Origin of the sequence: Proteus sp. FME41 (genome assembly GCF_014897315.1) — a bacterium.
In the GTDB taxonomy this organism is placed as follows: Bacteria; Pseudomonadota; Gammaproteobacteria; order Enterobacterales; family Enterobacteriaceae; genus Proteus.
In genome coordinates, this window is record NZ_JABUYL010000011.1 from 50641 (window position 1) to 74018 (window position 23378).

21 protein-coding genes and 1 pseudogene are annotated in these 23378 nt (G+C 37.2%); 21 read left to right on the plus strand and 1 reads right to left on the minus strand.

The window, feature by feature from the left end:
• The first annotated feature begins 284 nt into the window (after nucleotides 1-284).
• Together INT04_RS11500 and INT04_RS11505 are read left to right on the plus strand one after the other, a co-directional pair.
• Nucleotides 285-1424 carry a slipin family protein gene (locus tag INT04_RS11500; RefSeq protein ID WP_193016353.1) on the plus strand — a complete coding sequence of 380 codons (1140 nt, stop codon included), beginning with the start codon at nucleotides 285-287 and terminating at the stop codon, nucleotides 1422-1424.
• Nucleotides 1421-2644, plus strand: a complete 1224-nt coding sequence (locus tag INT04_RS11505; RefSeq protein WP_193016274.1) for an RtcB family protein — start codon at nucleotides 1421-1423, stop codon at nucleotides 2642-2644. Before INT04_RS11500 ends, INT04_RS11505 begins: the two co-directional genes overlap by 4 nt.
• Before the next feature lie 435 nt (nucleotides 2645-3079).
• On the opposite strand, the gene mrpI is transcribed toward INT04_RS11505, so the two are convergent.
• Nucleotides 3080-3640, minus strand: coding sequence for a phase variation DNA invertase MrpI (gene mrpI, locus INT04_RS11510; protein ID WP_193016275.1), 561 nt, complete (start codon nucleotides 3638-3640; stop codon nucleotides 3080-3082).
• A 677-nt stretch (nucleotides 3641-4317) separates the two neighbouring features.
• On the opposite strand from mrpI, the gene INT04_RS11515 reads away from it, so the two are divergent.
• The 19 genes and pseudogenes from INT04_RS11515 to INT04_RS11605 all read left to right on the plus strand — a co-directional run bounded on the left by INT04_RS11515 (nucleotide 4318) and on the right by INT04_RS11605 (nucleotide 23338).
• Nucleotides 4318-4857: a fimbrial protein gene (locus INT04_RS11515; RefSeq protein WP_193016276.1), complete on the plus strand. Its 540-nt coding sequence runs from the start codon at nucleotides 4318-4320 to the stop codon at nucleotides 4855-4857.
• A 95-nt stretch (nucleotides 4858-4952) separates the two neighbouring features.
• Complete coding sequence (locus tag INT04_RS11520) at nucleotides 4953-5501, plus strand: fimbrial protein (protein WP_193016354.1); 549 nt, start codon at nucleotides 4953-4955, stop codon at nucleotides 5499-5501.
• A 21-nt stretch (nucleotides 5502-5522) separates the two neighbouring features.
• The gene (locus INT04_RS11525) at nucleotides 5523-8138 is read left to right on the plus strand and encodes an outer membrane usher protein (protein ID WP_193016277.1); all 2616 of its coding nucleotides are present in this window, start codon (nucleotides 5523-5525) and stop codon (nucleotides 8136-8138) included.
• A gap of 54 nt (nucleotides 8139-8192) precedes the next feature.
• The gene (locus tag INT04_RS11530; RefSeq protein ID WP_193016278.1) at nucleotides 8193-8951 is read left to right on the plus strand and encodes a fimbria/pilus periplasmic chaperone; all 759 of its coding nucleotides are present in this window, start codon (nucleotides 8193-8195) and stop codon (nucleotides 8949-8951) included.
• Between the two features lie 13 nt (nucleotides 8952-8964).
• Nucleotides 8965-9510 (plus strand): fimbrial protein, encoded by a 546-nt coding sequence (locus INT04_RS11535; protein ID WP_193016279.1) that lies wholly within the window; start codon nucleotides 8965-8967, stop codon nucleotides 9508-9510.
• 11 nt (nucleotides 9511-9521) lie between these two features.
• The gene (locus tag INT04_RS11540; protein WP_193016280.1) at nucleotides 9522-10007 is read left to right on the plus strand and encodes a fimbrial protein; all 486 of its coding nucleotides are present in this window, start codon (nucleotides 9522-9524) and stop codon (nucleotides 10005-10007) included.
• Nucleotides 10008-10017: 10 nt separating this feature from the next.
• Entirely contained in the window at nucleotides 10018-10566 is a 549-nt protein-coding gene (locus INT04_RS11545) for a fimbrial protein (protein ID WP_193016281.1), read from the plus strand.
• Nucleotides 10567-10587: 21 nt separating this feature from the next.
• A complete protein-coding gene (locus INT04_RS11550) occupies nucleotides 10588-11415 on the plus strand; it encodes an adhesin (RefSeq protein WP_193016282.1) in 828 nt (275 codons plus the stop codon).
• 21 nt (nucleotides 11416-11436) lie between these two features.
• The gene (locus INT04_RS11555) at nucleotides 11437-11757 is read left to right on the plus strand and encodes a helix-turn-helix domain-containing protein (RefSeq protein ID WP_226894083.1); all 321 of its coding nucleotides are present in this window, start codon (nucleotides 11437-11439) and stop codon (nucleotides 11755-11757) included.
• A gap of 1944 nt (nucleotides 11758-13701) precedes the next feature.
• Nucleotides 13702-14229, plus strand: coding sequence for a fimbrial protein (locus tag INT04_RS11560; protein ID WP_193016283.1), 528 nt, complete (start codon nucleotides 13702-13704; stop codon nucleotides 14227-14229).
• Nucleotides 14230-14316: 87 nt separating this feature from the next.
• Entirely contained in the window at nucleotides 14317-14877 is a 561-nt protein-coding gene (locus tag INT04_RS11565) for a fimbrial protein (protein ID WP_319022968.1), read from the plus strand.
• Nucleotides 14878-14897: 20 nt separating this feature from the next.
• A pseudogene (locus INT04_RS11570) lies at nucleotides 14898-17519 on the plus strand (outer membrane usher protein).
• A gap of 45 nt (nucleotides 17520-17564) precedes the next feature.
• The gene (locus INT04_RS11575; protein WP_193016284.1) at nucleotides 17565-18323 is read left to right on the plus strand and encodes a fimbria/pilus periplasmic chaperone; all 759 of its coding nucleotides are present in this window, start codon (nucleotides 17565-17567) and stop codon (nucleotides 18321-18323) included.
• An 11-nt stretch (nucleotides 18324-18334) separates the two neighbouring features.
• The gene (locus INT04_RS11580) at nucleotides 18335-18892 is read left to right on the plus strand and encodes a fimbrial protein (protein ID WP_193016285.1); all 558 of its coding nucleotides are present in this window, start codon (nucleotides 18335-18337) and stop codon (nucleotides 18890-18892) included.
• A gap of 42 nt (nucleotides 18893-18934) precedes the next feature.
• Complete coding sequence (locus INT04_RS11585) at nucleotides 18935-19399, plus strand: fimbrial protein (RefSeq protein ID WP_193016357.1); 465 nt, start codon at nucleotides 18935-18937, stop codon at nucleotides 19397-19399.
• A 10-nt stretch (nucleotides 19400-19409) separates the two neighbouring features.
• Nucleotides 19410-19961: a fimbrial protein gene (locus INT04_RS11590; protein ID WP_193016286.1), complete on the plus strand. Its 552-nt coding sequence runs from the start codon at nucleotides 19410-19412 to the stop codon at nucleotides 19959-19961.
• 20 nt (nucleotides 19962-19981) lie between these two features.
• Nucleotides 19982-20833 (plus strand): adhesin, encoded by an 852-nt coding sequence (locus INT04_RS11595; RefSeq protein WP_193016287.1) that lies wholly within the window; start codon nucleotides 19982-19984, stop codon nucleotides 20831-20833.
• Nucleotides 20834-20855: 22 nt separating this feature from the next.
• Nucleotides 20856-21173, plus strand: a complete 318-nt coding sequence (locus INT04_RS11600) for a helix-turn-helix domain-containing protein (protein ID WP_193016288.1) — start codon at nucleotides 20856-20858, stop codon at nucleotides 21171-21173.
• Nucleotides 21174-21763: 590 nt separating this feature from the next.
• Nucleotides 21764-23338, plus strand: a complete 1575-nt coding sequence (locus tag INT04_RS11605) for an AbgT family transporter (protein WP_193016289.1) — start codon at nucleotides 21764-21766, stop codon at nucleotides 23336-23338.
• Nucleotides 23339-23378: the final 40 nt, after the last annotated feature.

Sequence of the window (23378 nt, forward strand, 5' to 3'; positions counted from 1 at the left end):
CAAGACTCTGTAGGTGAAGAGGGTTATTTTCAGGTTCGATTCCTGACACCAAAACCATTACAAATCCAAATGTAAAATTAAATATAAAAAATCGTTGTGACAGCAGTATCGTCACCTTACTTATCCACCAGCAACTGCGCTGGATTGAAAGCAGAAGAAGAGACAAACAATGCATCGTTCCTCTCTTGTTTTCCTTTTAGTTTCGCAAAGCTTGCCCGTGGAAAAGTAAGCCACGATAAATTGCACTATATAAAGAAGAATAAAAGAAGAAGGAACGTAAAATGATAAAAACAACAATAGTGGTAAAACAGGGGCAGTTAGCACTTTTAAAGAAAAAAGATGAATACATTGATGTGCTAATGGCGGGTGAGCATAAGTTTTTTGATTTAGGGCATCAGCTTAGTGCGGATATCTTCCCTTTAAATGGTGGTGCATTAGAAAATGAGAAAGCCGAATTTTTACGTCAATACTATCCTCAATGGGTGACAGAGTATGGTTTCGATATTGTGTTATCCGATGAGGAAATTGGCCTTCTCTATGAGAATGGGATTTTAAAAGAGATTCTAGCACCGGGTACTCGACGTTTATATTGGCGTTATGCCGATCGTACTTTAGATATTTTATCAGTTGAAGAATTGGAAGTCCCCGCGGCCTTAATGAAGAAATTACAACAACCAAAATTGCGTAATCAGATCGTAAAGGGAAGTGATGGTGTGCTCAATGTTGATATTCCCGCTTGGCATGCGGGCATTATTCGAATTAATGGTGAAACTCAATCTTTATTGCCACCGGGATTAAAAGGCTATTGGCGTTATCAGCACAAAGTGGATGTTGAAGTGGTCGATATGCGTTTACAAGCACTGGATGTCAGTGGGCAAGAAATTTTAACAAAAGACAAAGTGACATTACGTATTAACTTATCAGCTAACTGGCGTTATAGCGACGTACTCTCTGCTTATCAACAGTTAAGTTCACCTCTTGAGTTCTTATATAAAGAGTTACAATTTGCTTTACGTGAGGCCGTAGGAACAAGAACGCTTGATGAATTGTTAGAAAATAAAAGTCTGATAGATAATTTAGTCAGTGAAAAAATCAGTGAAGTGACCCAAGGATACGGTATTGAAGTTGCTTCCTTAGGGGTAAAAGATATTGTTTTACCCGGTGAAATGAAAACGATTTTAGCGCAAGTCGTTGAGGCTGAAAAATCAGCACAAGCCAACGTGATCCGTCGAAGAGAAGAGACATCGGCAACGCGTTCTTTATTAAATACCGCAAAAGTGATGGAAAACAACCCTGTGGCATTGCGATTAAAAGAGTTGGAAACGGTAGAACGCATTGCTGAGCGTATTGATAAAATTTCCGTTTATGGTGGTTTAGACCAAGTATTAAATGGATTAGTACAAATTAAAGGAGCACAGGCATGATATTGGATCATCAAATAGTAAAAGAAGCAGGAACTGCTGAGATTAAAATGTGGACAAATGGCGTGCCTGTTGAACCTGATGCGCTAAAACAGCTTATCAATACGGCTAAAATGCCTTTTATTTTTAAACATATGGCGGTCATGCCTGATGTCCATTTAGGTAAAGGTTCAACGATAGGCAGTGTTATTCCCACCAAAGGTGCGATTATTCCAGCGGCTGTTGGTGTGGATATCGGTTGTGGAATGATTGCAGTGAAAACATCATTACACGCCAATGATCTGCCTGATAATTTATTTGCCATAAGAGCAGCAATAGAAAAAGCGGTGCCTCATGGAAGAACCAGCACCCGTTCAGGTAATGACCGAGGTGCGTGGTATCAGCCGCCTGAAATTGTTGATCAGCATTGGCAACAACTTGAAGGGCGTTTTAAGGTTTTAACGGATAAGTATCCTCGTTTATTGAAAACAAATAACTATCATCATCTTGGTACGTTGGGAACAGGTAACCACTTTATTGAGTTGTGTCTTGATGAGTCGGATAACGTTTGGGTAATGCTGCATAGCGGATCACGCGGTGTTGGGAATGCTATAGGTACATTATTTATACAAATGGCACAAGAAGATATGAGAGAACATATCACTAATTTGCCAGATAAAAACTTAGCGTACTTAAAAGAAGGGACACTTTTTTATGATGACTATATAGAAGCCGTAGAATGGGCACAGGATTTTGCCAGACATAATCGTGAAATTATGATGGAACGTGTGTTGGCCGCATTATCGACACAAATAACTAAACCTTTTACGACACAACAACAGGCGGTGAACTGCCACCATAACTATGTGCAAAAGGAAATGCACTTTGGTGAAGAGGTGTTGGTGACTCGAAAAGGTGCTGTTTCAGCTCAAAAAGGTGAAATGGGGATCATTCCAGGCTCAATGGGAGCTAAAAGCTTTATTGTAAGAGGAAAAGGAAATGCCGAAAGTTTCTGTTCGTGTAGTCATGGTGCAGGACGCGTAATGAGCAGGACAGCAGCAAAAAAAGCCTTTAGTGTTGAAGACCAAATTCGTGCAACAGCTCATGTAGAGTGTCGAAAAGATAAGGATGTTATTGATGAAATACCGATGGCTTATAAAGATATTGATGCCGTTATGAAAGCTCAATCATCATTAGTTGAAATTGTTCATACCCTAAGACAGGTCGTTTGTGTGAAAGGATAACTGAACTTAGCATAAGATAATTCATCACTATCCCCGAACGGTAACGTAGGGGATAGTGACATATGATAGCGTGCGCATGAAAGATAAATGAATATAAGTTCAATAATTAAAGTTGTGTTTAAATTAACCCCTTATTTATAGATTAAAAAATAAACAATAAATGTTTAATATTATTAATAAATAAATGTTGATATTAAATTTATCACCACCTAATAAAGATAATCATAAAAAGAATGTTAATATCAAATCTTCTTTTAATTAGGAAATTATTATTAATAACTTATTAATATCTTTTACCCCAATTATTTATTTAATATAAAACAATTCCTAAATTTCTTAATTACATTAAATTTAACTTTATTCTTATTGAAAAATTCCAGCCTATTATATTTTGGTATTAATTTTTGTGAAATGTATTTATTAAATACCATATTGTTAATTTCTCGTATCCCAAATGTGAACGAATCGTTTTGAATTACTTGCTGTATAGATAACGGTGTGTGAAATATTACGATGACCCAAGTAGTCTTGAATTAAACGTGTATCTCTACCTAAATCGGCGAGCGCATAGCCACATGCATGGCGTAGCATATGAGGATGAGGTGCAATGGATACATTAGCATCTTTGCCTAAACGGCGAAGTAAACCATATACTTGTTGGCGAGAAATTGGACCTGTTTTTTGAGATAAAAAGACCCATTCAGAGTCGGATTCTCTCCACGTTTCCTTTTTTTTCAACCAGTTAACTAACGCTTCATATTCCTCTTCTATAATAGGTTGTGTTGTTGATAATCCCCCCTTTAAGCGTCTGACATAGAGTATCCGACTTTCCAAATCAATATCACTTAAGGTTAATCGACAGAGCTCACTGACACGAAAACCATGTAAAAAACACATTAAAAACATACAGTAATCTCTTTCTGGGTACCTACCTTCCTTTGTTTGTTTCAAAATAGAATTGATCTCAAAACGAGTAAGAAACTTGCGCTGCTTCATTTTCATAACCTTTTCAATGAGATAACAAGGAGCAAAAGCTAATTGATGCAACACTATAACAAGTAATATGCATCAATAAAGAGTTGTGTTTTTTTTATGCTTGCACTTTTACTTGTTAATTTTAAACAAGTTTATTGAAAGTTTATCTGTTTTTAGAAAATGAAAGTCATTGATTGGAAAAGTGAAAAGCAAGTATAGGTAGGAAACTCGTCGTATTTAGAGAAATAAACAGAATACACCAAATTGTTTACTATTATTCTCTGGCTTCCCACTTAAGTCAAATTTAATATTAACCATACACTTTCATTTGTTTAACACTTTGATATTTATCATTATTTTAAAAAACAAATACGATTGGTTACTTTGTTTAAAATCTAGAAATAAATTTTTTTACTTTTTTCACAAATTATAGTATTTGCACTTAGAATTATAAACTCTTTTTTCGACATTTAAAGGCCGATTATCTAAATACGCTTAATTTCGAGATGAAAATTTTTAACAAAACAATTTGGTGTATTTTGTTTTGTTTCTAACGATATTTAATTTCGATTAGGACGAGCTTAAGTATACCAAAATTAAAAAACTCAATAATGAGTCATTCAATTAGGAATAATTTACTCCTAATGAATTTATTATTTTTAATGTCTTCGTCCTTTATATTTTAGGAAACAAAAAAGATGAAATTAAATAAATTAGCGTTAGTTCTTGGCTTAGGTTTATCTGTTGCTGCGGGTTCTGCATTTGCTGCTGATCCAGTAAAAGATCAAGGTCATGGTACAGTTAAATTTGTTGGTTCAATTATCGATGCTCCTTGCTCAATTACACCTGATACAGAAAATCAAACTGTTCCATTAGGTCAAGTTTCTACTGCTGCATTAAAAGATGGCGGTCGTAGTAATTCTCGTGACTTCAAAATTTCTTTAGAAAATTGCACAACTGAAACTTACAAAACAGTTCAAACAACGTTCACTGGTTCAGAAGCTGCTGATATTTTAGCGGGCTCTTTAGGTATTGAAGGTATTGCTAAAAATGCTGCGGTTGTCATCACTGATGCAGGTGGCAAACAACTTAAATTAGGTACACCAAGTGCTGCTCAAAACTTGCGTGATGGTAATAACGATCTGAACTTTGCGGCTTATTTACAAGGTTCTTCTGCAGAAGCTGCTGTTCCAGGTGACTTTACTGCAATTGCTACTTTCGCACTGACTTACCAGTAAGAAAAAATAAGTTCTGTACAGGGAGGTACAGAGCTTTATTTCCTGTGTCTATTTTTAACGATTTTTTTCTTACGGAGAAAAATATGAATCGCAAGATGACACCACTGTGGTTATGTCTTATTGCCAGCTTACTGACAACCTCGACAATAGCCAGTGATGTAAAACAAGATAAAAATATGCATCAGCGATTTGGGGTACTTAATCTTCAAGGCACAATTTTAGAACCGTCATGCACAATTTCAGCGGGAAGTGGCGAACAAGTTATTCCTTTGACGACTGTTTCTATCCCCATGCTTGTGGCTGAAGGGCAAGGACCTATTGAGTATTTTTCTATCAGATTAACGGAATGTACGCTAATTGAACAAAAAGGTCAGGAAGCGGACAACCCTCGTTTTATTGCAACGTTTGACGGCCCCACTAACGGAAATGGTAATTTTACGCTTTCTGGTGAAGCGAAAGGTGCTTCATTAGCGATAGCCGACCGTTATGGCAGACAGGCTATTCCTGGGCAGCCATTACCTCCTGTCGGTATTGATTCAAAATCAATGGCATTACTTTACCAAGCTCGAATAGTTAAAAATAACGAGATACCCAAAGCAGGGAACTACCGTACAACGCTGCGATTTAAGTTGGAATACTATTAAATGGATCGGGTTGGATAATTTATGGCGAGATCATTCAAAACCGTTTGTTTAGGGACGGAAAAAAAGACAAAACAACATACTATTCGGCCTGTTGCTGTACTGATCTATTTAATTCTTACTGGCGCTTCTAGTATTTCAAATTCAGCTTTAGCGAATAGTGATATTGAGTTTAATGCTGATATTCTAGATCTGAAAGATAAGCAAAACATTGACTTATCTGATTTCTCTCGTGCGGGTTATATTATGCCCGGTCGATATGAGTTTGTTGTTCGTATCAACAATAATGAACTTCCTGAGATCTATAACATTAATTATGTTGTACCTGCCAATGATCCTAAAGGCAGTGAACCTTGCTTGCCGCCAGAATTGGTTCATCAACTCGGACTCAAACCTGAGTGGGCGACAAAAGTTCAATATCAAGACAACGGTAGCTGCCTTGATATGACCTCAATTCCAGGTATGACGGTGAATGCAAGTTTAGGGAGCGGTAATTTATTACTGACAATTCCTCAAGCTTATCTTGAGTATTCAGCACCTAACTGGGATCCCCCATCGCGCTGGGATCACGGTATCTCTGGGCTTATTTTTGACTATAACGTCAACGCTAATGTGACCGATCCCGCTAAAGGAAAACAACGTCAACAAGTTACGGGGTTAGGAACTGTGGGTGCAAACCTTGGTGTTTGGCGTTTCCGCGCGGATTGGCAAGGAAGCTATCAACATACAACAGGCCTTCCCGACAGCACTGAAAATAATTGGAAATGGAGCCAGCTCTATCTTTATAGAGCAGTTACTCAATTGGGTGCTCGCCTTGTAATGGGTGAGACTTACTCTCGTTCTGATATTTTCGATAATTTCCGTTTTACGGGGATTAACTTGTCAACGGATGACAATATGTTGCCACCTAATTTAAGAGGGTATGCGCCTGAAGTGACGGGGGTTGCGAAAACCAATGCGAAAGTGACGATTAGCCAACAAGGTCGAGTCATCTACGAAACGCAAGTCGCACCAGGCCCATTCCGTATCCAAGATATTAATGATGCAGTCAGTGGCAAATTAGATGTTCGTGTTGAAGAGCAAGATGGTTCAGTACAAGAATTTCAAATGGATACCGCCAGCATTCCTTATTTAACACGCCCGGGGCGAGTGCAATATAAATTCTCTGCGGGTAAGCCATCCGATATGAACCGCAATACAGAAGGCCCCATTTTTGGTATGGGCGAATTCTCGTGGGGTATCAGTAATGGTTGGTCACTTTACGGCGGATCATTAGTTTCTGGTGACTATAACTCAGTGTCTGCGGGTATTGGTCGTGACTTGATGATGTTTGGTGCTATCTCTTTTGATGCCACGCATTCTTGGGCAAAAATTCCAAGTGACAACAAACGCTATGATGGTGGTTCTTATCGCTTAAGTTACTCAAAACGTTTTGAAGAAATAAACAGCCAAGTGACCTTCGCTGGTTATCGATTCTCTGAACGTGATTTTATGAGTATGAACCAGTATTTAGATCGTCGTTATCGTGACGGTGAAGAAGATAACAATAAAGAACTTTATACCATTATGTTCAGTAAGCAGTTCCCTGAATGGGGCTTAAGTGCTTACTTAAACTATAGCCATCAAACATATTGGAATAAACCTAACAACGATAACTACAACTTATCGTTGGCGAAAACAATGGATATTGGTGGCTTTAAAAATATCAATCTTAGCCTGTCGGCATTTCGTAATAAGTTCAATGGCACCAATGATAATGGTGTTTATATGAATGTCAGCATGCCTTGGAGTGATCGAGCAACAATCAGCTATAACACTGTCATTAATAAACACGGCAATTCACATAATGTCAGTTATTACGATCGTCTTGATAATAATAGTAGTTATCGAGTTGGGGCTGGTTTAAGCAGTAATGGTAAACCCTCTGCTGATGCCTACCTTATGCATTATGCAGATACTGCATTGGTGACAGCCAGTGCGAGCCATATTACTGGCGAATATACCTCGGCCACATTATCACTACAAGGCGGTGCGACTATCACACCAAAAGGTGGTGCATTACACCGTACGAGTCGTACAGGAAGTACGCGTTTACTTATTGATACCGATGGCGTTGCAGATGTACCTGTTAAGAGTATTGGTGCAATTACCCGTACAAATACTTTTGGTAAAGCAGTGCTACCCGATATCAATGATTACTATCGTAGTAGTGCCAGCATCGACCTTGATCAGATGCCGGATAACGTTGAAGCCTTACGATCAATTCAACAATTAACATTGACTGAAGGTGCAATAGGTTACCGCCATTTTGATGTGGTTTCAGGGCAAAAAGCGATGGCAGTGATCCGCTTAAAAGACGGCTCTTATCCTCCATTTGGTGCCAGTATCACAACAGATAAAGGTCGTGAGCTAGGTATTGTGAACGATGGTGGAAACGTCTATCTAACGGGTATCAATACCAATGATGTATTAAGTGTTCGTTGGAATGGCCAAGAACAGTGCAAAGTCCGTATTCCAACATTGGTCGAAGGGCTGTTTATGTCCTCACTTTTACTGACCTGTGGTGATGGAGATGCCGCATCTTCGACTGCCAATCAAAGAACAGAACCCTTACCTCAGCCTCGATTGATAACACAATAGGGTGAGAAAAGCGGGGAACGGTAAAACAATTTTAGACAAAAAGAGTAATTCAAAATGATGTTATTAAAGCGCTCATTTATTGTAACAACCACTTTATTGACGGGAATGATCTTTACTAGTCAAGCTATTGCCGCAATTGCTTTAGATAGAACACGTGTCATTTTTAATGGTGCAGATAAATCTATTAGCTTAAATGTCAGTAATCAAAATAAAGAGTTGCCTTACTTAGCTCAAGGCTGGATGGAAAATGAGAATGGAGAGCGTATTGATAATCCATTACTGGTTTTACCTCCTATCCAACGTATTGAACCGGGTGATAAAAGCCAAGTAAAAGTGCAATCATTACCTGACATTGCCAAGTTACCGCAAGATAGAGAAAGTGTTTTCTATTTTAACTTACGTGAAATTCCGCCTCGTAGTGATAAACCCAATGTGTTGCAAATAGCATTGCAAACACGGATCAAATTGTTTTATCGCCCCGCATCTATTTATGCCACACAAACTGATTTAACGCATCCTTGGCAAGAAAAGATCACATTAACGAAAAAAGGTGATCGTTACGAAGTCAATAATCCAACACCTTATTACGTGACGTTAGTCGATGGATTGGCAGGATTACAAGGAAAAAGTCTTGACGGTTTTCAGCCATTAATGATTGCGCCTAAAAGTACAGGCACGATAAACCTGAATGCCTCCGTGTTTGGGGCATCGCCCGTCTTAAGTTATATCAATGATTATGGTGGACGCCCACAGATGAAATTTAGCTGTAATGGCAATGAATGCAAAGTGATAGAAACATCAGCAGGATACTAAATAGGTCTATTTTATGAAAATGGAACAGCGGTTTAGCCCAAGCAAAGCAGTGTTGATTTTTATTCTGGCAACATTTACTGGAGGCCTAAGTTTTACTGCTGTTGCGAATTTACCCGCCAGAGCGGTGAAAGATGTTATTCCCGGAATTGTTTATATCAATATTTCGGGCAATGTTATTGCACCACCGCCTTGTGTAATTAATGACGGCAAAATGATTGAAGTTAACTTTGGCGAGGTGATGAGTACGCGTATTGATGGCATCAGTTATAAGCAACCTATCCACTATACCGCGACGTGTCAAAAAATGCCGACAAATGCGATGAAGGTTTATGTTACAGGCGGTGCAACTGGGTTCGATTCAAATGCATTACAAACCGATATTACAGGTTTAGGGGTCCGTATTCTATATCAAGGGCAATTATTAGATTTAGGTAAAGCGATTAATTTTACCTATCCCAATTTGCCTGAATTAGAAGCCATTCCGGTTCGTGATCAGAGTGCCACGCTAGTGGGTGGTGATTTTGTTGCAAGTGGCACACTGCATGTGGATTATCAGTAAGAGGTCAGAAAATGAATAAAGTAAAATATATGTGTCTGATTTTATTGCTGAATTCTTACTCTATCATGAGTGCAGACACTCCAAACATGAAGTTATTTGGCACTTTATTAGTGCCACCACCTTGTGTTATCAGCAACAACGAACTGATAGATGTCTATTTTGGGCATAACGTCGGTATTCATAAAGTGGATGGTATTAATTATACCGAATCGGTGAATTATCGATTGGTCTGTGATCCGAATTCAAAAGGATGGGATTTAGGGCTTTCTATTATTGGTCCTAAAACTCAATTTGATGATGCCGCATTACAAACCAATATTCCTGATTTGGGCATTCATCTTACGCAGGATGGTCAGCCTTTTAAATTAAACGAGCGCATTGCGATATCGCCTGATAATCCACCTGTGATCCAAGCGGTACCTGTAAAAAAACCGGGTAGCACCTTACCTGAAGGCGCATTTGAAGTATCGGCGACACTTCTCGCTGAATACCAATAGGAGCGTATTGATGAACACAAAAAGATTATCGATCCCGTTCGTGTTGGGTTTAGCCATGTATACGGGGTTAACGTCACCCGCTTTCTCTGCACCCGACAATATGTACTTTCACGGCATATTAGTTGATGAGCCTTGCACGATAAAACCCGGTGATGAAACCGTTGAATTAGATTTTGGCAATATTCCTGATAAGAACCTTTATGCGTATCAAAGAACGCCAAGCCAATTATTTCAAATACGCTTATCTGAATGTGATTTAACCATAGGTAAAAGCGTCAAAATAACGTTTAAAGGTGATGAAAATCAAGCCATGGCAGGGCAAGGTTTTTTAGCAATAAGCCCAAGTAGTCAAGCCGCAGGTATTGCGGTTGGATTGGAATCTGAAAACGGAAATGCGCTACCTGTTAATAAAGAGACAGACAAACTTTCATTAAATGCGGATGACACTATTTTAAATTTTTACGCCTTTATTCAAGGGGAGCCGGATGCGATTACTAATCAATCTATTAAACGTGGTCCATTTAGCGCAATAGCCACATTCCATTTGAATTATGACTAATTATTAGGATTGAGGTTTTACATGTTTATATTAAAACGATTTCCGGCTCTGTGTATTGCGATAGGTCTACTGTTTTCAGCGCCCGCGATGGCATCTATCTTTTCTTATATTACACATTCAGAGGGTGAACCAGCTCACGCAACGTATACCTATGTTATTCAGCGTTGGGATCCTGAAGATGCCTATACGCCAAACCCTTGTTATGGCTGGAGTAAATGCTGGATAACAATTAACCATAAACATGATGCTAATGGTTCTCCTGGTTCGGCGGTAAGAAGCATTGTTCGAGTTGAAAAAGAGCGTTATTTAGCAGGCGTCCGTGATGCGGTAATGAGAGTTGAAAGTTTCCCAATACAAGGAACGGCACGACACGATGGTGATCCTCTTACCTCAAACCAAGAGTGTGTTGGGTTATTTTATGAATCTAAGGAAGGAGGATGGTCCCCAAATGGACGTTTATTACCGGGATCATTATGTGGTATTGCACCGCCACCTGTTGGTGCCTGCAAAATAACGGAAGGTGCTGTAAACCTTAATTATGGTGATATTGACGAAGTAAGTTTAGAAAATGCTGAACGTGCTCAAAATATCAATGTGACTTGTAACTTAGCGATGAGAGTACTGGTTATTGCATCAGGCTCAGACAGTGGGCGAGTTCCATTACGAGCAGATAACAGTTTGTATGCTGATTTATTCCTTGATGGAAAACCAGGTGAAAAAGGCTCTGTCATTGATGTGCCTAAAAATGGAACGATACCTGTAGAGGTTAAATCGATTCTGCACACGAATGGTCGTGTTGCACCGGGCTATTTCTCTGGTTCAGGCTCAATTATTTTAACGATGCCTTAATCATGATAATGGGTGAATATTATGATGAATTACGATTTTACAGATATTGATGTTAATGCGTTAGTTGGAAAACGAATTCAGAAAAAACGTAAAGAATTAGGTTATACCGGTATGCAGATTGCTGAAAAAATAGGCGTTAGTCAACAGCAGTTTTCTCGCTATGAACGTGGGATGAATAAAATAGATTTAAGTTATCTGGTCTTACTTGCTAATTATCTTAACACCCCTATTCATTGGTTTTTTGAAGACTGTTTTGTAATAAAGTCCTCATCAGAAAACCAACGTATTGATAAACGCAGTAGCATCATTGCTGAAGCAACACCAGATGTCTTTTTGTACTGATACATATCGCTAAATGAGACTCAATTTGGTGTTTTAGTGTGTATGCTTTTTCTTTGATTGATTACCAAATTGGTAAGGCAAGGATGAGTCCTTGCCCTTTTTTTAGACTAAAGTTGGTTAAATAGGAACAGTAAAATTTGAATTATTGCTTACATTAAATACTAAAAAAAGGCGATAGATGATGAAATGTTTATAGCTTATAAGTGTATAGGTATCTCAATAATTATTAACTCATCATTTTTAGATATTATTTATAGCCGGAAAAGGTAATTTAATAGAAAATCCAAATAAGAATACTCTTAAAACGTGTATTTCAAAAAATATCCTCACCTATAGGGTTGAGGGTATTTTTTTTATTACATGAGAGTAAAGTTAAATAAAGCTAACTAAAATAGTCAGAAAAGGCACTTCTTTTAAAGATGCTCTCTTTGGGTCTTTTAGATCTAATGATTAAATAATATTAATGAAATCGTCCGTTTTAAATTAACTAATTAACTAATTATCAATTAGTCGATAAAAGACAATATTTAATATACACACTGAAACTTGCTTATTTACATTAATTAACTATTCAATAGTTAGCTAAATATATTCATATTATATAAAACTATTCCTAAAATAAAATGAGAATGAAATAATTACATTATTCTTATTGAAAAAGATTAGATAATTAAAAAACAAGTAATAACGACTAATAAATATACGCGTTACGCGAGTAATGTTAATTGTATATAAACCTAATGTAAATTAAATGTACTTTATAATGTTTTTATTTGGATAAAAAAATGTAGTTACTGTGGTGATTCAATAATATGAATACTACAATAATGAAATTAGTAGCAATACGTAAAATAGTCAATAAACTAATAAATCAATAAATAAAATATTTGAAGTTTGATTTAATTAATACATTAAAAAATTTACCCAAAAAAAGCGTAATTATTCTTAATCAAGTGATTGTGATTGTACTCTTTTATGTGGAAAAAATGCTCATTACACGAATTTCTTTTTTGAATTATCAGTTAGTTAACATCTGAATATGTTTTTAATCAAAAAATGAAAATTATATAAAAAATTCACTTTTTGAGGTTAAAATCCTATGTATTAATACCTACATTAGAGTGTTAAATTATTATCATTATATTCTTTTCTTGATTTCTTTTTTAATACAAATTCTTTTAAATCAATCAATTATGATTATTTTTATTTTTATATGTTATTTATTGTAAATTTAAGCAATTATAATAGGTGTAATTATTATAAATAATAACAAATACAATGAGATATGATTAATTTTTATTGGTGTTTATATTTTTCGGTCTATTTTGGATGATCTTTAATGGGTAATATTGGCATGATATTTTTGTGAGAGTAAATAATGATAATAAATCTATTAACAATTTCGTTATTTTGATATTTAATAAAATCAACGTGTTACATTTGATTTGTTTCATAATGTAAAAATTTAGTTATATTAGGTTAAAGGAAATAAAATTCAAAATATTATTTAATTGACAATTACTCCTATTCATAAAAAGACAATAAGATCTTTTCACTTTAAATTTTAAAATGGCAGAGTTTATATCTTATACTTCTCGTATTAAGAGTATTTATTTGGTTTTTAAATCCATTTAGACCATTTTCGAAAAGTAATAATTTGTATGAAAATGTAAAAAATACACCTAATATCAGTAAATTAATAAAAATAGATTTAATTAAAATTGGCTGGTTTGACTTAAATAAAATCAAAGCGAATAATACATCCAACTTGATATGACCCATTTATCTAATTTCATTATTAACATTATTAATATGAAATTGGCTGGATGAAATTTATCAAAATATAGAAACTCTATTTAGCGTGTCATTCATTTAAGCAAGTTGCTTATATTGAATTTTATTATTTTAAATATCTTCGTTCTTATATTTTCAGGAAACATAAAGATGAAATTAAATAAATTAGGTTTAGTTTTAGGTTTAGGCTTAACAGTTGCTGCTGGTTCTGCATTCGCTGCTGACCAAGGTCATGGTACTGTAGAATTCTGGGGTTCAATCATCGATGCTCCATGTTCAATCGATCCTAACTCAGGTGACCAACGCGTTCCATTAGGACAAGTATCAGCAAACGCACTGAAAGATGGTGGTCGTAGCGTTTCTAATACTTTCAAAATTAAATTACTGCAATGCTCTACTGAAACTTATAAAACAGTTCAAACTACCTTCACTGGTGCTGAAGCAGCCGCTATTCTGCCAGGTTCTTTAGGTATTGAAGGTTTAGCGCAAAACGCAGCTGTTGTTATTACAGATGCTGGTGGTACACAAATTAAATTAGGTGAACCAACTACTGCTCAAAATCTGCGTGATGGTTCTAATGACCTGAACTTCGCAGCTTATTTAAAAGGTTCTGCAACAGATGCAGCCGTACCTGGTGACTTTACTGCGATCGCAACTTTCGCATTAACTTACCAATAATAGATGTTCTTTTAAGCCCTGTATAAGGATGTATAGGGCTTTATCTTTAGTTTTACTTTTATGGTTTATTTTATGGAGTAGAAAACAATGAATCGCAATATGGTGCCACTGTTATTACTTGTTGCAACAGGATTATTTGTTAAGCCTGTAATGGCAGTGACAGACTTAAAGCAAGATGTAAAATCACATCAGCGATTCGGCGTGGTTAGTCTACAAGGTTCTATTTTAGAGCCAACATGTACTATCTCAGCAGGAAGCCGAGAGCAAGTTATTTCTTTAAGTACAGTTTCTATTCCAACCTTAGCTGTTGAAGGCCAAGGCCCTATTGAATATTTTTCAATTCGATTAACAGAATGTTCTCTTGTTGACCAAAAAGGTACACAAGCTGAACGTCCTCGTTTTATTGCTACTTTTGAAGGCCCCGCACAGAACGGATTATTCCAACTTTTCGGCGATGCAAAAGGAGCCTCATTGGCTATTGCTGACCGTTACGGAAGATTGGTAACACCAGGGAAACCATTACCACCTGTGGATATTGATACCAAGTCGTTATCTTTGTTGTATCAAGCAAAGCTTGTTAAAAATAACGACATCCCACGAGCAGGTAATTATCAAGCAACCCTGCGTTTTAAACTCGAATACTATTAAATGGATTGGTTGGATTATTTATGGCTAAATCATTCAAAACTGCTTCAAGAAAAGCAGAAAAAAAGAGTAATCAGCATACAATTCGACCTGTCGCAGCATTGATCTATTTAATTATTGCTGGTATGGCGAGCGCCTCTAGTATGGCATTTGCAGCCAGTGATATCGAGTTTAACTCTGATATTCTTGACTTAAAAGACAAACAAAATATTGATTTATCTGACTTCTCTCGTGCTGGCTATATTATGCCCGGTAAGTATGAGTTTATTGTTAAAGTTAACAATAATGAATTACCTGATCTCTATACCATTAATTACATTGTTCCCGAAAGTGATCCTAAAGCGAGTATTCCTTGTATTCCTCGCGAATTAGTCAATCAATTTACATTGAAACCTGAGTGGCTTAAAGCGGTGACTTGGAAAGATGGCGATGCCTGTCTTAATGAGTCATCAATACCCGGTATGACAACAAGTACTAACTTAGGTGCGGGTAGCTTTGTTATCACTATTCCTCAAGCCTATGTTGAGTATTCAACCGAAGATTGGGATCCACCATCTCGTTGGGATGAAGGTATTTCAGGACTTATTTTTGACTATAACCTGAATGCTAACGTAAACGATCCGGCAAACGGCAAACAAACACAACAAGTGACGGGTAATGGTACAGCAGGTGCTAATTTAGGCGTTTGGCGTTTTCGTGCTGATTGGCAGGCAAGCTACCAACACACAACAGGTGTAAATAGTAGTACAGAAAATGATTTTGATTGGAGTCAATATTATCTTTATAGAGCAATCACTCAGTGGGGTGCTCGCCTTGTTATGGGTGAGACTTATTCACGCTCTGATATTTTCGATAACTTCCGTTTTACGGGTATCAGTTTACTGACTGATGACCAAATGTTACCGCCTAATTTAAGAGGTTATGCGCCTGAAGTAACAGGTGTTGCAAAATCTAACGCCAAAGTGACGATTAGTCAGCAAGGCCGTGTGATTTATGAAACTCAGGTTGCTCCAGGACCTTTCCGTATACAGAATCTAAATGATGCAATAAGCGGTAAGCTTGATATTCGTGTTGAAGAACAAGATGGCTCTGTACAAGAATATTAAATGGATACCGCAAGTATCCCTTACTTAACACGTCCGGGTCGTGTGCAATATAAATTATCAGCAGGTAAACCTTCTGATATGGATCACCATACTGAAGGGCCTGTTTTTGCAATGGGTGAGTTTTCATGGGGTGTTGCTAATGGTTGGTCACTCTATGGGGGTTCATTAGTTGCAGGGGATTATAACTCTGTTTCTGTAGGTATTGGTCGTGACTTGATGGCATTAGGTGCAATTTCATTTGATGCGACACACTCATGGGCGAAAATTCCTAATGATGGTAACAACTACCACGGTGGTTCTTATCGAGTCAGTTACTCTAAACGTTTTGAAGAAATTAATGGTCAGGTGACTTTCGCCGGTTACCGCTTCTCAGAACGTGACTTTATGAGTATGGAGCAATATTTGGATCGTCGTTATCGTGACAATAACCGCGATAATAACAAAGAGCTCTATACCATAACATTAAGTAAGCAATTCCCAGATATAGGTTTGAGTGCTTATCTTAACTATAACCACCAAACGTATTGGAATAAGCCTGATAACGATTACTACAACTTATCTTTATCTAAGTTTATGGATATTGGTAGTTTTAAAAATATTAATGTTAACTTATCTGCTTATCGCAATAAATTTAACGGTAATAATGATGATGGTGTTTACCTGAATGTCAGTATGCCATGGAGCGATAGGGCTACAATTAGTTATAACACGGTGATTAATAAGCATGGTAATTCACATAATGTGAGCTATTTCGACCGCCTTGATGATAACAATAACTATCGTTTAGGTGCTGGTTTGAGTAGTCGTGGTCGTCCATCAGCTGACGCCTATTATACCCGTTATGGTGATACAGCATTAGTTACTGCAAGTGCAAGTCATATTCAGGGTGAAAATACATCGGCATCCTTATCACTACAAGGTGGGGCAACGTTAACACCAAAAGGTGGCGCATTCCACCGTACAGCAATGCCGGGAGCGGCGCGTCTATTAGTTGATACTAATGGCGTTTCTGGAGTACCAGTGAGAAGTTTAGGGGCCGTTAGCTATACTAACTATTTTGGTAAGGCAGTTCTTCCAGATATTAATAACTACTATCGTAATAGTGCGACTATTGATTTAGATAAATTACCTGATGATGTTGATGCAGTGCGTTCAATTCAGCAATTAACCCTGACAGAAGGGGCAATTGGCTACCGTGAGTTTGATGTTATTTCAGGACAAAAAGCGATGGCGATTGTTCGCTTAAAAGACGGTACTTATCCACCATTCGGTGCCAGCATTACCACAGTTAAAGGTCGTGAGCTAGGCATTGTGAATGATAGCGGTAATGTTTATCTAAGTGGAATAAACTCTGGTGATATTTTAGATGTACGTTGGAGTGGTAAAAAACAGTGCACAGTACAAGTTCCTAAGTTAGATGAAGGTTATTTTATTTCTTCACTATTATTAACGTGTGGAGCCACTCCATCAACCTCTTCCCCAGCAGAAGAGAGAACCGAATCACCGTCTCAACCACAATTAGTCAAAACTGAAGGTTGAGAAGGGGAAAATTAAACGATTTTATAAACAAAAGAGTAATTAAAAATGATGTTATCAAAGCGCTCATTCATTGTAGCAACCACATTATTGACGGGCATGGTATTTACTCAGCAAGCCATTGCTGCGATTGCATTGGATAGAACTCGTATCATTTTTAATGGTGCTGATAAATCAGTTAGCCTTAATGTCAGTAACCAAAATAAAGATCTGCCTTATTTAGCACAAGGTTGGATGGAAGATATAAATGGACAAAAAGTGGAAAGTCCATTAATTGTGTTGCCTCCCATTCAACGCATTGAACCAGGTGATAAAAGCCAAATAAAAATACAAGGATTACCTGACGTATCTACATTGCCCCAAGATAGAGAAAGTGTGTTCTATTTTAACTTACGTGAAATTCCACCGCGCAGTGATAAACCGAACGTACTACAAATTGCGTTACAAACGCGCATTAAATTATTTTACCGCCCAGCGGCTATTTATGCGACACAAACAGATTTAGCCAATCCATGGCAGGAAAAAATCACCCTAACAAAAAAAGGGGATACCTATCAGGTCAATAATCCAACATCTTATTTTGTAACAATTGTTGATGGGTTGACGGGGTTAAAAGGTGAAAGTCTAACAGGGTTTACTCCTTTAATGATTGATCCAAAAAGTAGCGCAGATCTGAACCTAAAGGCTTCTGCATTTGGTGCATCGCCAGTATTAAGTTATATCAATGACTACGGTGGACGCCCTCGTTTGAAATTTAGCTGTAGCGGCAATGACTGTAAGGTTGTAGAAACAGCAACTGGAAATTAATAGGCTTATTTATGGATATGGAACAGCGGTTTAACACAAGCAAAGCAGTGTTGATTTTATTAATGACAACATTTACTGGTGTCCTGAGTTCAGCTGCTGTTGCAAGTACATCATCAAGTACAGTTTCACCCATGGCAGCGGGCGCTTCACCGGGTATGGTGCCTGTGTATATATCTGGTTATGTTATAGCTCCACCTCCATGTGTCATTAATAATGGTCAAATGGTTGAAGTGAACTTTGGTGAAGTAATGAGTACGCGAATTGATGGAACTAACTATAAACAACCTATAACTTACAACGTTGAATGTAAAAAAATGCCGACTAATGCAATGAAAATATCTGTAGTCGGAGGAAGTGCTGGTTTTGATAATAATGCCTTAAAAACTAATATTACTGGATTAGGGGTACATATTCTCTATCAGAATAAGATGTTGCGATTAGGGCAAACTGTCAATTTCACCTACCCTGATATACCCGCTCTTGAGGCAATACCTGTTCGTGATTATTCAGCAACATTAACGGGTGGTGATTTTTCTGCAATAGCCACACTTCGTATTGAATACCAGTAAGGAGTCAGAACAGTGTATAGCAAATTGAAAAATGTTTGTTTGATGACTCTGCTTGTCATGGTTCCATTATCAGTGAGTGCGGCAGATGAACCCAATATGAAATTATTTGGTACGTTATTAATTCCGCCACCTTGCGTTATTGAAAATAATAACTTAATTGAAGTTTATTTTGGTCATAATGTAGGTATTCATAGAGTTGATGGAATTAACTATACAAAACCGGTGAATTACACATTAAAGTGCGATCAAAATATAAAAGGTTGGGATCTTACCTTGTCAATTATTGGCCCTAAAAGCCAATTTGATGATGCAGGATTACAGACCAATATGGCAAATTTAGCCATACATATGATACGTGATGGAGAACCTTTTATTTTAAATGAGCGTGTCATTATATCGCCCACTAAGCCCCCTGTTATTCAAGCTGTTCCGGTGAAAAAACCGGGCAGTACATTGGCAAAAGGCCCATTCGAAGTAACAGCAACATTACTCGCTGAATATCAATAGGAGTGTGAAAATGAAATTTAAGACATTATCGCTTCCTGTCATTTGCGGGTTAACGCTACTAATGGGAACACTGACAACAGCTAATGCAGCACCGAATAATATGCGACTTTATGGCACGTTGGTGGATGAACCTTGTGTGATAAGGCCTGGTGATGAAACCATTTCTCTGGAATTTGGTAATGTGCCTGATAAAACATTTTATATTGGTGCGGGTAGAACAAATAGCCAAGCCTTTAAAATTCACTTATCAGAATGTGATCTTTCTATTAATAAGAAAGTAAGAGTGACATTCAGTGGTACTGAAAATCAAGCCATGGTTGGGCAAGGTTTTCTTGCATTAAGTGCGGGAAGTCAAGCTGAAGGCATTGCCATTGGGCTAGAAAATTCAGATGGCACTCCACTGCAGATTAATCAAGAAACCAGCAATATCGCCTTAAATTCAGGGGATTCGATTTTAAGGTTCCGTGCATTTATACAAGCAGAACCCAATGCTATTGCGAATGAGTCAATAAAACGAGGCCGTTTTAGTGCAATAGCCACATTCCATCTGAATTATGATTAATCTTTACGATTGAGGTTACTATGTTTACCCCAAAACGATTATCAGCATTATTTATCTTTAGTGTAATGATGCTTTTTTCAGCATCATCAATGGCAGCGATATTTTCTTATATAACAGAGTCTAAACTTGTTGGATCAAAAGGTGCTGACTACACCTTTATTATTCAGCGTTGGGATCCTGAACCTGCCACTACATTAAACCCGTGTTATGGCTGGAAAAAGTGTTATATCACTGTTAATCACCGACATGAGGCTAATGGTTCAGGCGGTACTGCAACAAAAGTGATACTAAATGATGCACAAAATTATCGAACAATGGAACAATTACGGCTAGCTGTTTTGGCTAAATTAGCCTTACCTTATGGGCCGACAAAAGCAGTGCACCGGGGTGTTGATCCTTCTCTTCTTCAGGAATGTGTTGGCTTATTCTATCAGCCAAAATCAGGTGGTATTGCAGATGATGGATTTTTATTACCGGGCTCATCTTGTGGTATTGCCCCACCTCCTGTTGGTGCTTGCCAAATTATTGATGGGTCAGTGAACTTAGATTACGGCGAAATTAATGAAAATGAAATAGAGAATGCTCGCCGTTCAAAAACGATTAATATTACCTGTAATAAAGATATGACGGTAAAAGTAATTGCAACTGGTATGGTGAGTGATCGCATACCTTTACGCCCAAATAATAGCTTATATGCAGATTTATATTTAAAAGGTAATACAGGAGAATATCCTGGTGAAGATGGTGCAATCATTTATGTTCCTAAAAATAGAGCAACATCTGTGACAGTTACTTCAGAATTACATGCTAATGGTCGTGTAGATGCCGGGTTCTTCTCAGGTTCTGGTGCCCTTATTTTAACATTACCATAGTAGATATAGAGTAGGTTAAAACATGGTGGATTATAATTTTATAGACATCAATGTGAATGAGTTAGTTGGCAAAAGAATACAGAAAAAACGCAAAGAGCTTGGTTACACGGGGGCCCAAATTGCCGAAAAGCTTGGTATTAGCCAGCAACAGTTTTCACGTTATGAACGCGGGTTAAATAAAATCGATTTGAGTTACCTTGTGACTTTGGCCATCTATTTAAAAACCCCAATTTATTGGTTTTTTGAAGATTGTTTTGATGTTGAAGAAGATATTGAAGATAGGCATACGGGTAAGTGTATACACTTTATGGCGGAATCTACGCCAGATATTATCTTCTAATTAACGGCCATTTTTTATGGAATGTAGAAAAGAAGGCAAGCATTATCTAGCCTTCTTTTTTATCTAATTATCATTAGAATGTTCCCTTTCAATTATTTATTTTCTTCTTACCTCTACTTTATTCAACGTATATTAATGTATTCAATATCTACTATAAACCTCCCTCTTTATGTTACAAATATTCTAATTTTTTAACCTGTTATAGTTATTTATTTGCCTTTATTTCCCCTTCTATAGTAATTACTATCGTTACTATCAGGTTTATCGGAGTGTTTAATCACTTTTCACGCTTGATTCAATAGATTTTCAATCTCAAAAGGTTAATAAATCATCACTAAAATGTTAATAAATGTTACCTTATGCACATTTTTTAATTTTAGATATTATAAATTAATTTTAATGTAAGTGGTTTGTAATTCTTTTTTTTGTTTTTATCTTGTTGTTTTTTAATGATTAAATTATTTAATTTAATGACTTTATTCGGGTTATTATCTTAAATAAGTAATTAATAATTAGTATTAACAGATAGTCATAATAAAAAGGGTTGTGTACTGTGCATTTTCTGTTTTTTTTTATAAAAAGGATAAATCATGCAAACAAAAAAACAGGGAGGCAGTCGCTTTCTACGTACTGTGGAATGGTTAGGAAATGCGCTACCCCATCCCGTTATTTTATTTATTATTTTAATTGCCATTTTACTTGTCTCTTCAGCAGTTGGTGAATATTTTGGTGTAACAGTACAAGACCCCCGACCTGAAGGTGCGAAAGGGCGTGCAGATGATGGCTATATCCATATTATTAGCTTGTTAGATGCAGAGGGTATTCGCCGTATATTGGCTAATGTCGTCACTAATTTTACTGGATTTGCGCCTTTAGGTACGGTGCTGGTGGCGTTATTGGGTGTTGGTATTGCTGAACGCGCAGGATTATTATCTGCAGTGATGCGTTTAGTGGTAATGAAAGCACCCCGTAAAATGACCACTTTAGCTATTGTTTTTGCGGGGATTATGTCGAACACCGCGGCTGAACTAGGTTATGTGGTGTTAATCCCGTTATCAGCGATTATCTTCCATTCGTTAGGGCGACACCCTCTAGCGGGTCTTGCAGCTGCATTTGCAGGGGTTTCAGGAGGGTATTCTGCGAACTTACTCTTAGGCACAATAGATCCATTATTATCAGGTATTACACAGCAAGCGGCACGTATTATTGATCCAACCTATATCGTTGGTGCTGAAGCAAACTGGTACTTTATGTTTGTCAGTACATTCCTTATTACTTTCTTAGGTTACTTCATTACGGAAAAAATTGTTGAGCCTCAACTAGGGCCTTATAACGGTAACGAACTTGATGATGAAGAAAATGATTTAAGGAATGCGGCTGAAGTTACGCCACTAGAAAAGAAAGCACTATGGGCTGCAACAGGGACATTTATTGTGATGGGCGTGATTTTGGCGCTAACGGTTGTTCCTGAAAATGGCATATTGAGAAACCAAGAAACAGGGCTTATTGGTAATTCACCTTTCTTAAAATCTATCGTTGTCTTTATTTTCTTGTTCTTTGCAATCCCGGGTATTGTTTATGGGTGGATTGCTAAAACGATACGCACAGATAAAGACATTGTTGATGCCATGGCGAATTCGATGAGTACGCTCGGTCTTTATTTAGTAATTATTTTCTTTGCGGCTCAGTTTGTTGCGTTCTTTGGTTGGACAAACATCGGTCAGGTAATAGCTGTTAAAGGTGCTGCATTACTTAACAGTATTGATATGCCAAGTGGGCTGCTGTTCTTAGGCTTTATCTTAATCTGTGCTTTTATTAACTTAATGATTGGTTCAGCATCGGCACAATGGGCGGTAACTGCGCCTATCTTTGTACCAATGTTAATGCTTGCCGGTTATGCACCAGAGACAATTCAAGCGGCATATCGAATAGGCGATTCTGTCACTAATATTATTACACCAATGATGAGTTACTTTGGTTTGATATTAGCAGTCGCAACAAAATATAAGAAAGACACAGGTATTGGCACCATGATCTCTATGATGTTGCCGTATTCCGTGATTTTCTTAATTGGTTGGTCACTCTTATTTTACTTGTGGGTGTTTGTATTCCATTTACCAGTCGGTCCTGGTTCACCAATCTATTACACACCAACCGCAGGTTAATTTCATTCTATAACAGAAGCTTATACAGGGATGTATAGGC

Coding starts and splice junctions, on each gene's coding strand:
- INT04_RS11505 (WP_193016274.1), top strand. CDS start 1,421: ATGATATTGGATCATCAAATAGTAAAAGAAGCAGGAACTGCTGAGATT.
- mrpI (WP_193016275.1), bottom strand. CDS start 3,640: ATGAAGCAGCGCAAGTTTCTTACTCGTTTTGAGATCAATTCTATTTTG.
- INT04_RS11515 (WP_193016276.1), top strand. CDS start 4,318: ATGAAATTAAATAAATTAGCGTTAGTTCTTGGCTTAGGTTTATCTGTT.
- INT04_RS11520 (WP_193016354.1), top strand. CDS start 4,953: ATGACACCACTGTGGTTATGTCTTATTGCCAGCTTACTGACAACCTCG.
- INT04_RS11525 (WP_193016277.1), top strand. CDS start 5,523: ATGGCGAGATCATTCAAAACCGTTTGTTTAGGGACGGAAAAAAAGACA.
- INT04_RS11530 (WP_193016278.1), top strand. CDS start 8,193: ATGATGTTATTAAAGCGCTCATTTATTGTAACAACCACTTTATTGACG.
- INT04_RS11535 (WP_193016279.1), top strand. CDS start 8,965: ATGAAAATGGAACAGCGGTTTAGCCCAAGCAAAGCAGTGTTGATTTTT.
- INT04_RS11540 (WP_193016280.1), top strand. CDS start 9,522: ATGAATAAAGTAAAATATATGTGTCTGATTTTATTGCTGAATTCTTAC.
- INT04_RS11545 (WP_193016281.1), top strand. CDS start 10,018: ATGAACACAAAAAGATTATCGATCCCGTTCGTGTTGGGTTTAGCCATG.
- INT04_RS11550 (WP_193016282.1), top strand. CDS start 10,588: ATGTTTATATTAAAACGATTTCCGGCTCTGTGTATTGCGATAGGTCTA.
- INT04_RS11555 (WP_226894083.1), top strand. CDS start 11,437: ATGATGAATTACGATTTTACAGATATTGATGTTAATGCGTTAGTTGGA.
- INT04_RS11560 (WP_193016283.1), top strand. CDS start 13,702: ATGAAATTAAATAAATTAGGTTTAGTTTTAGGTTTAGGCTTAACAGTT.
- INT04_RS11565 (WP_319022968.1), top strand. CDS start 14,317: ATGAATCGCAATATGGTGCCACTGTTATTACTTGTTGCAACAGGATTA.
- INT04_RS11575 (WP_193016284.1), top strand. CDS start 17,565: ATGATGTTATCAAAGCGCTCATTCATTGTAGCAACCACATTATTGACG.
- INT04_RS11580 (WP_193016285.1), top strand. CDS start 18,335: ATGGATATGGAACAGCGGTTTAACACAAGCAAAGCAGTGTTGATTTTA.
- INT04_RS11585 (WP_193016357.1), top strand. CDS start 18,935: ATGACTCTGCTTGTCATGGTTCCATTATCAGTGAGTGCGGCAGATGAA.
- INT04_RS11590 (WP_193016286.1), top strand. CDS start 19,410: ATGAAATTTAAGACATTATCGCTTCCTGTCATTTGCGGGTTAACGCTA.
- INT04_RS11595 (WP_193016287.1), top strand. CDS start 19,982: ATGTTTACCCCAAAACGATTATCAGCATTATTTATCTTTAGTGTAATG.
- INT04_RS11600 (WP_193016288.1), top strand. CDS start 20,856: ATGGTGGATTATAATTTTATAGACATCAATGTGAATGAGTTAGTTGGC.
- INT04_RS11605 (WP_193016289.1), top strand. CDS start 21,764: ATGCAAACAAAAAAACAGGGAGGCAGTCGCTTTCTACGTACTGTGGAA.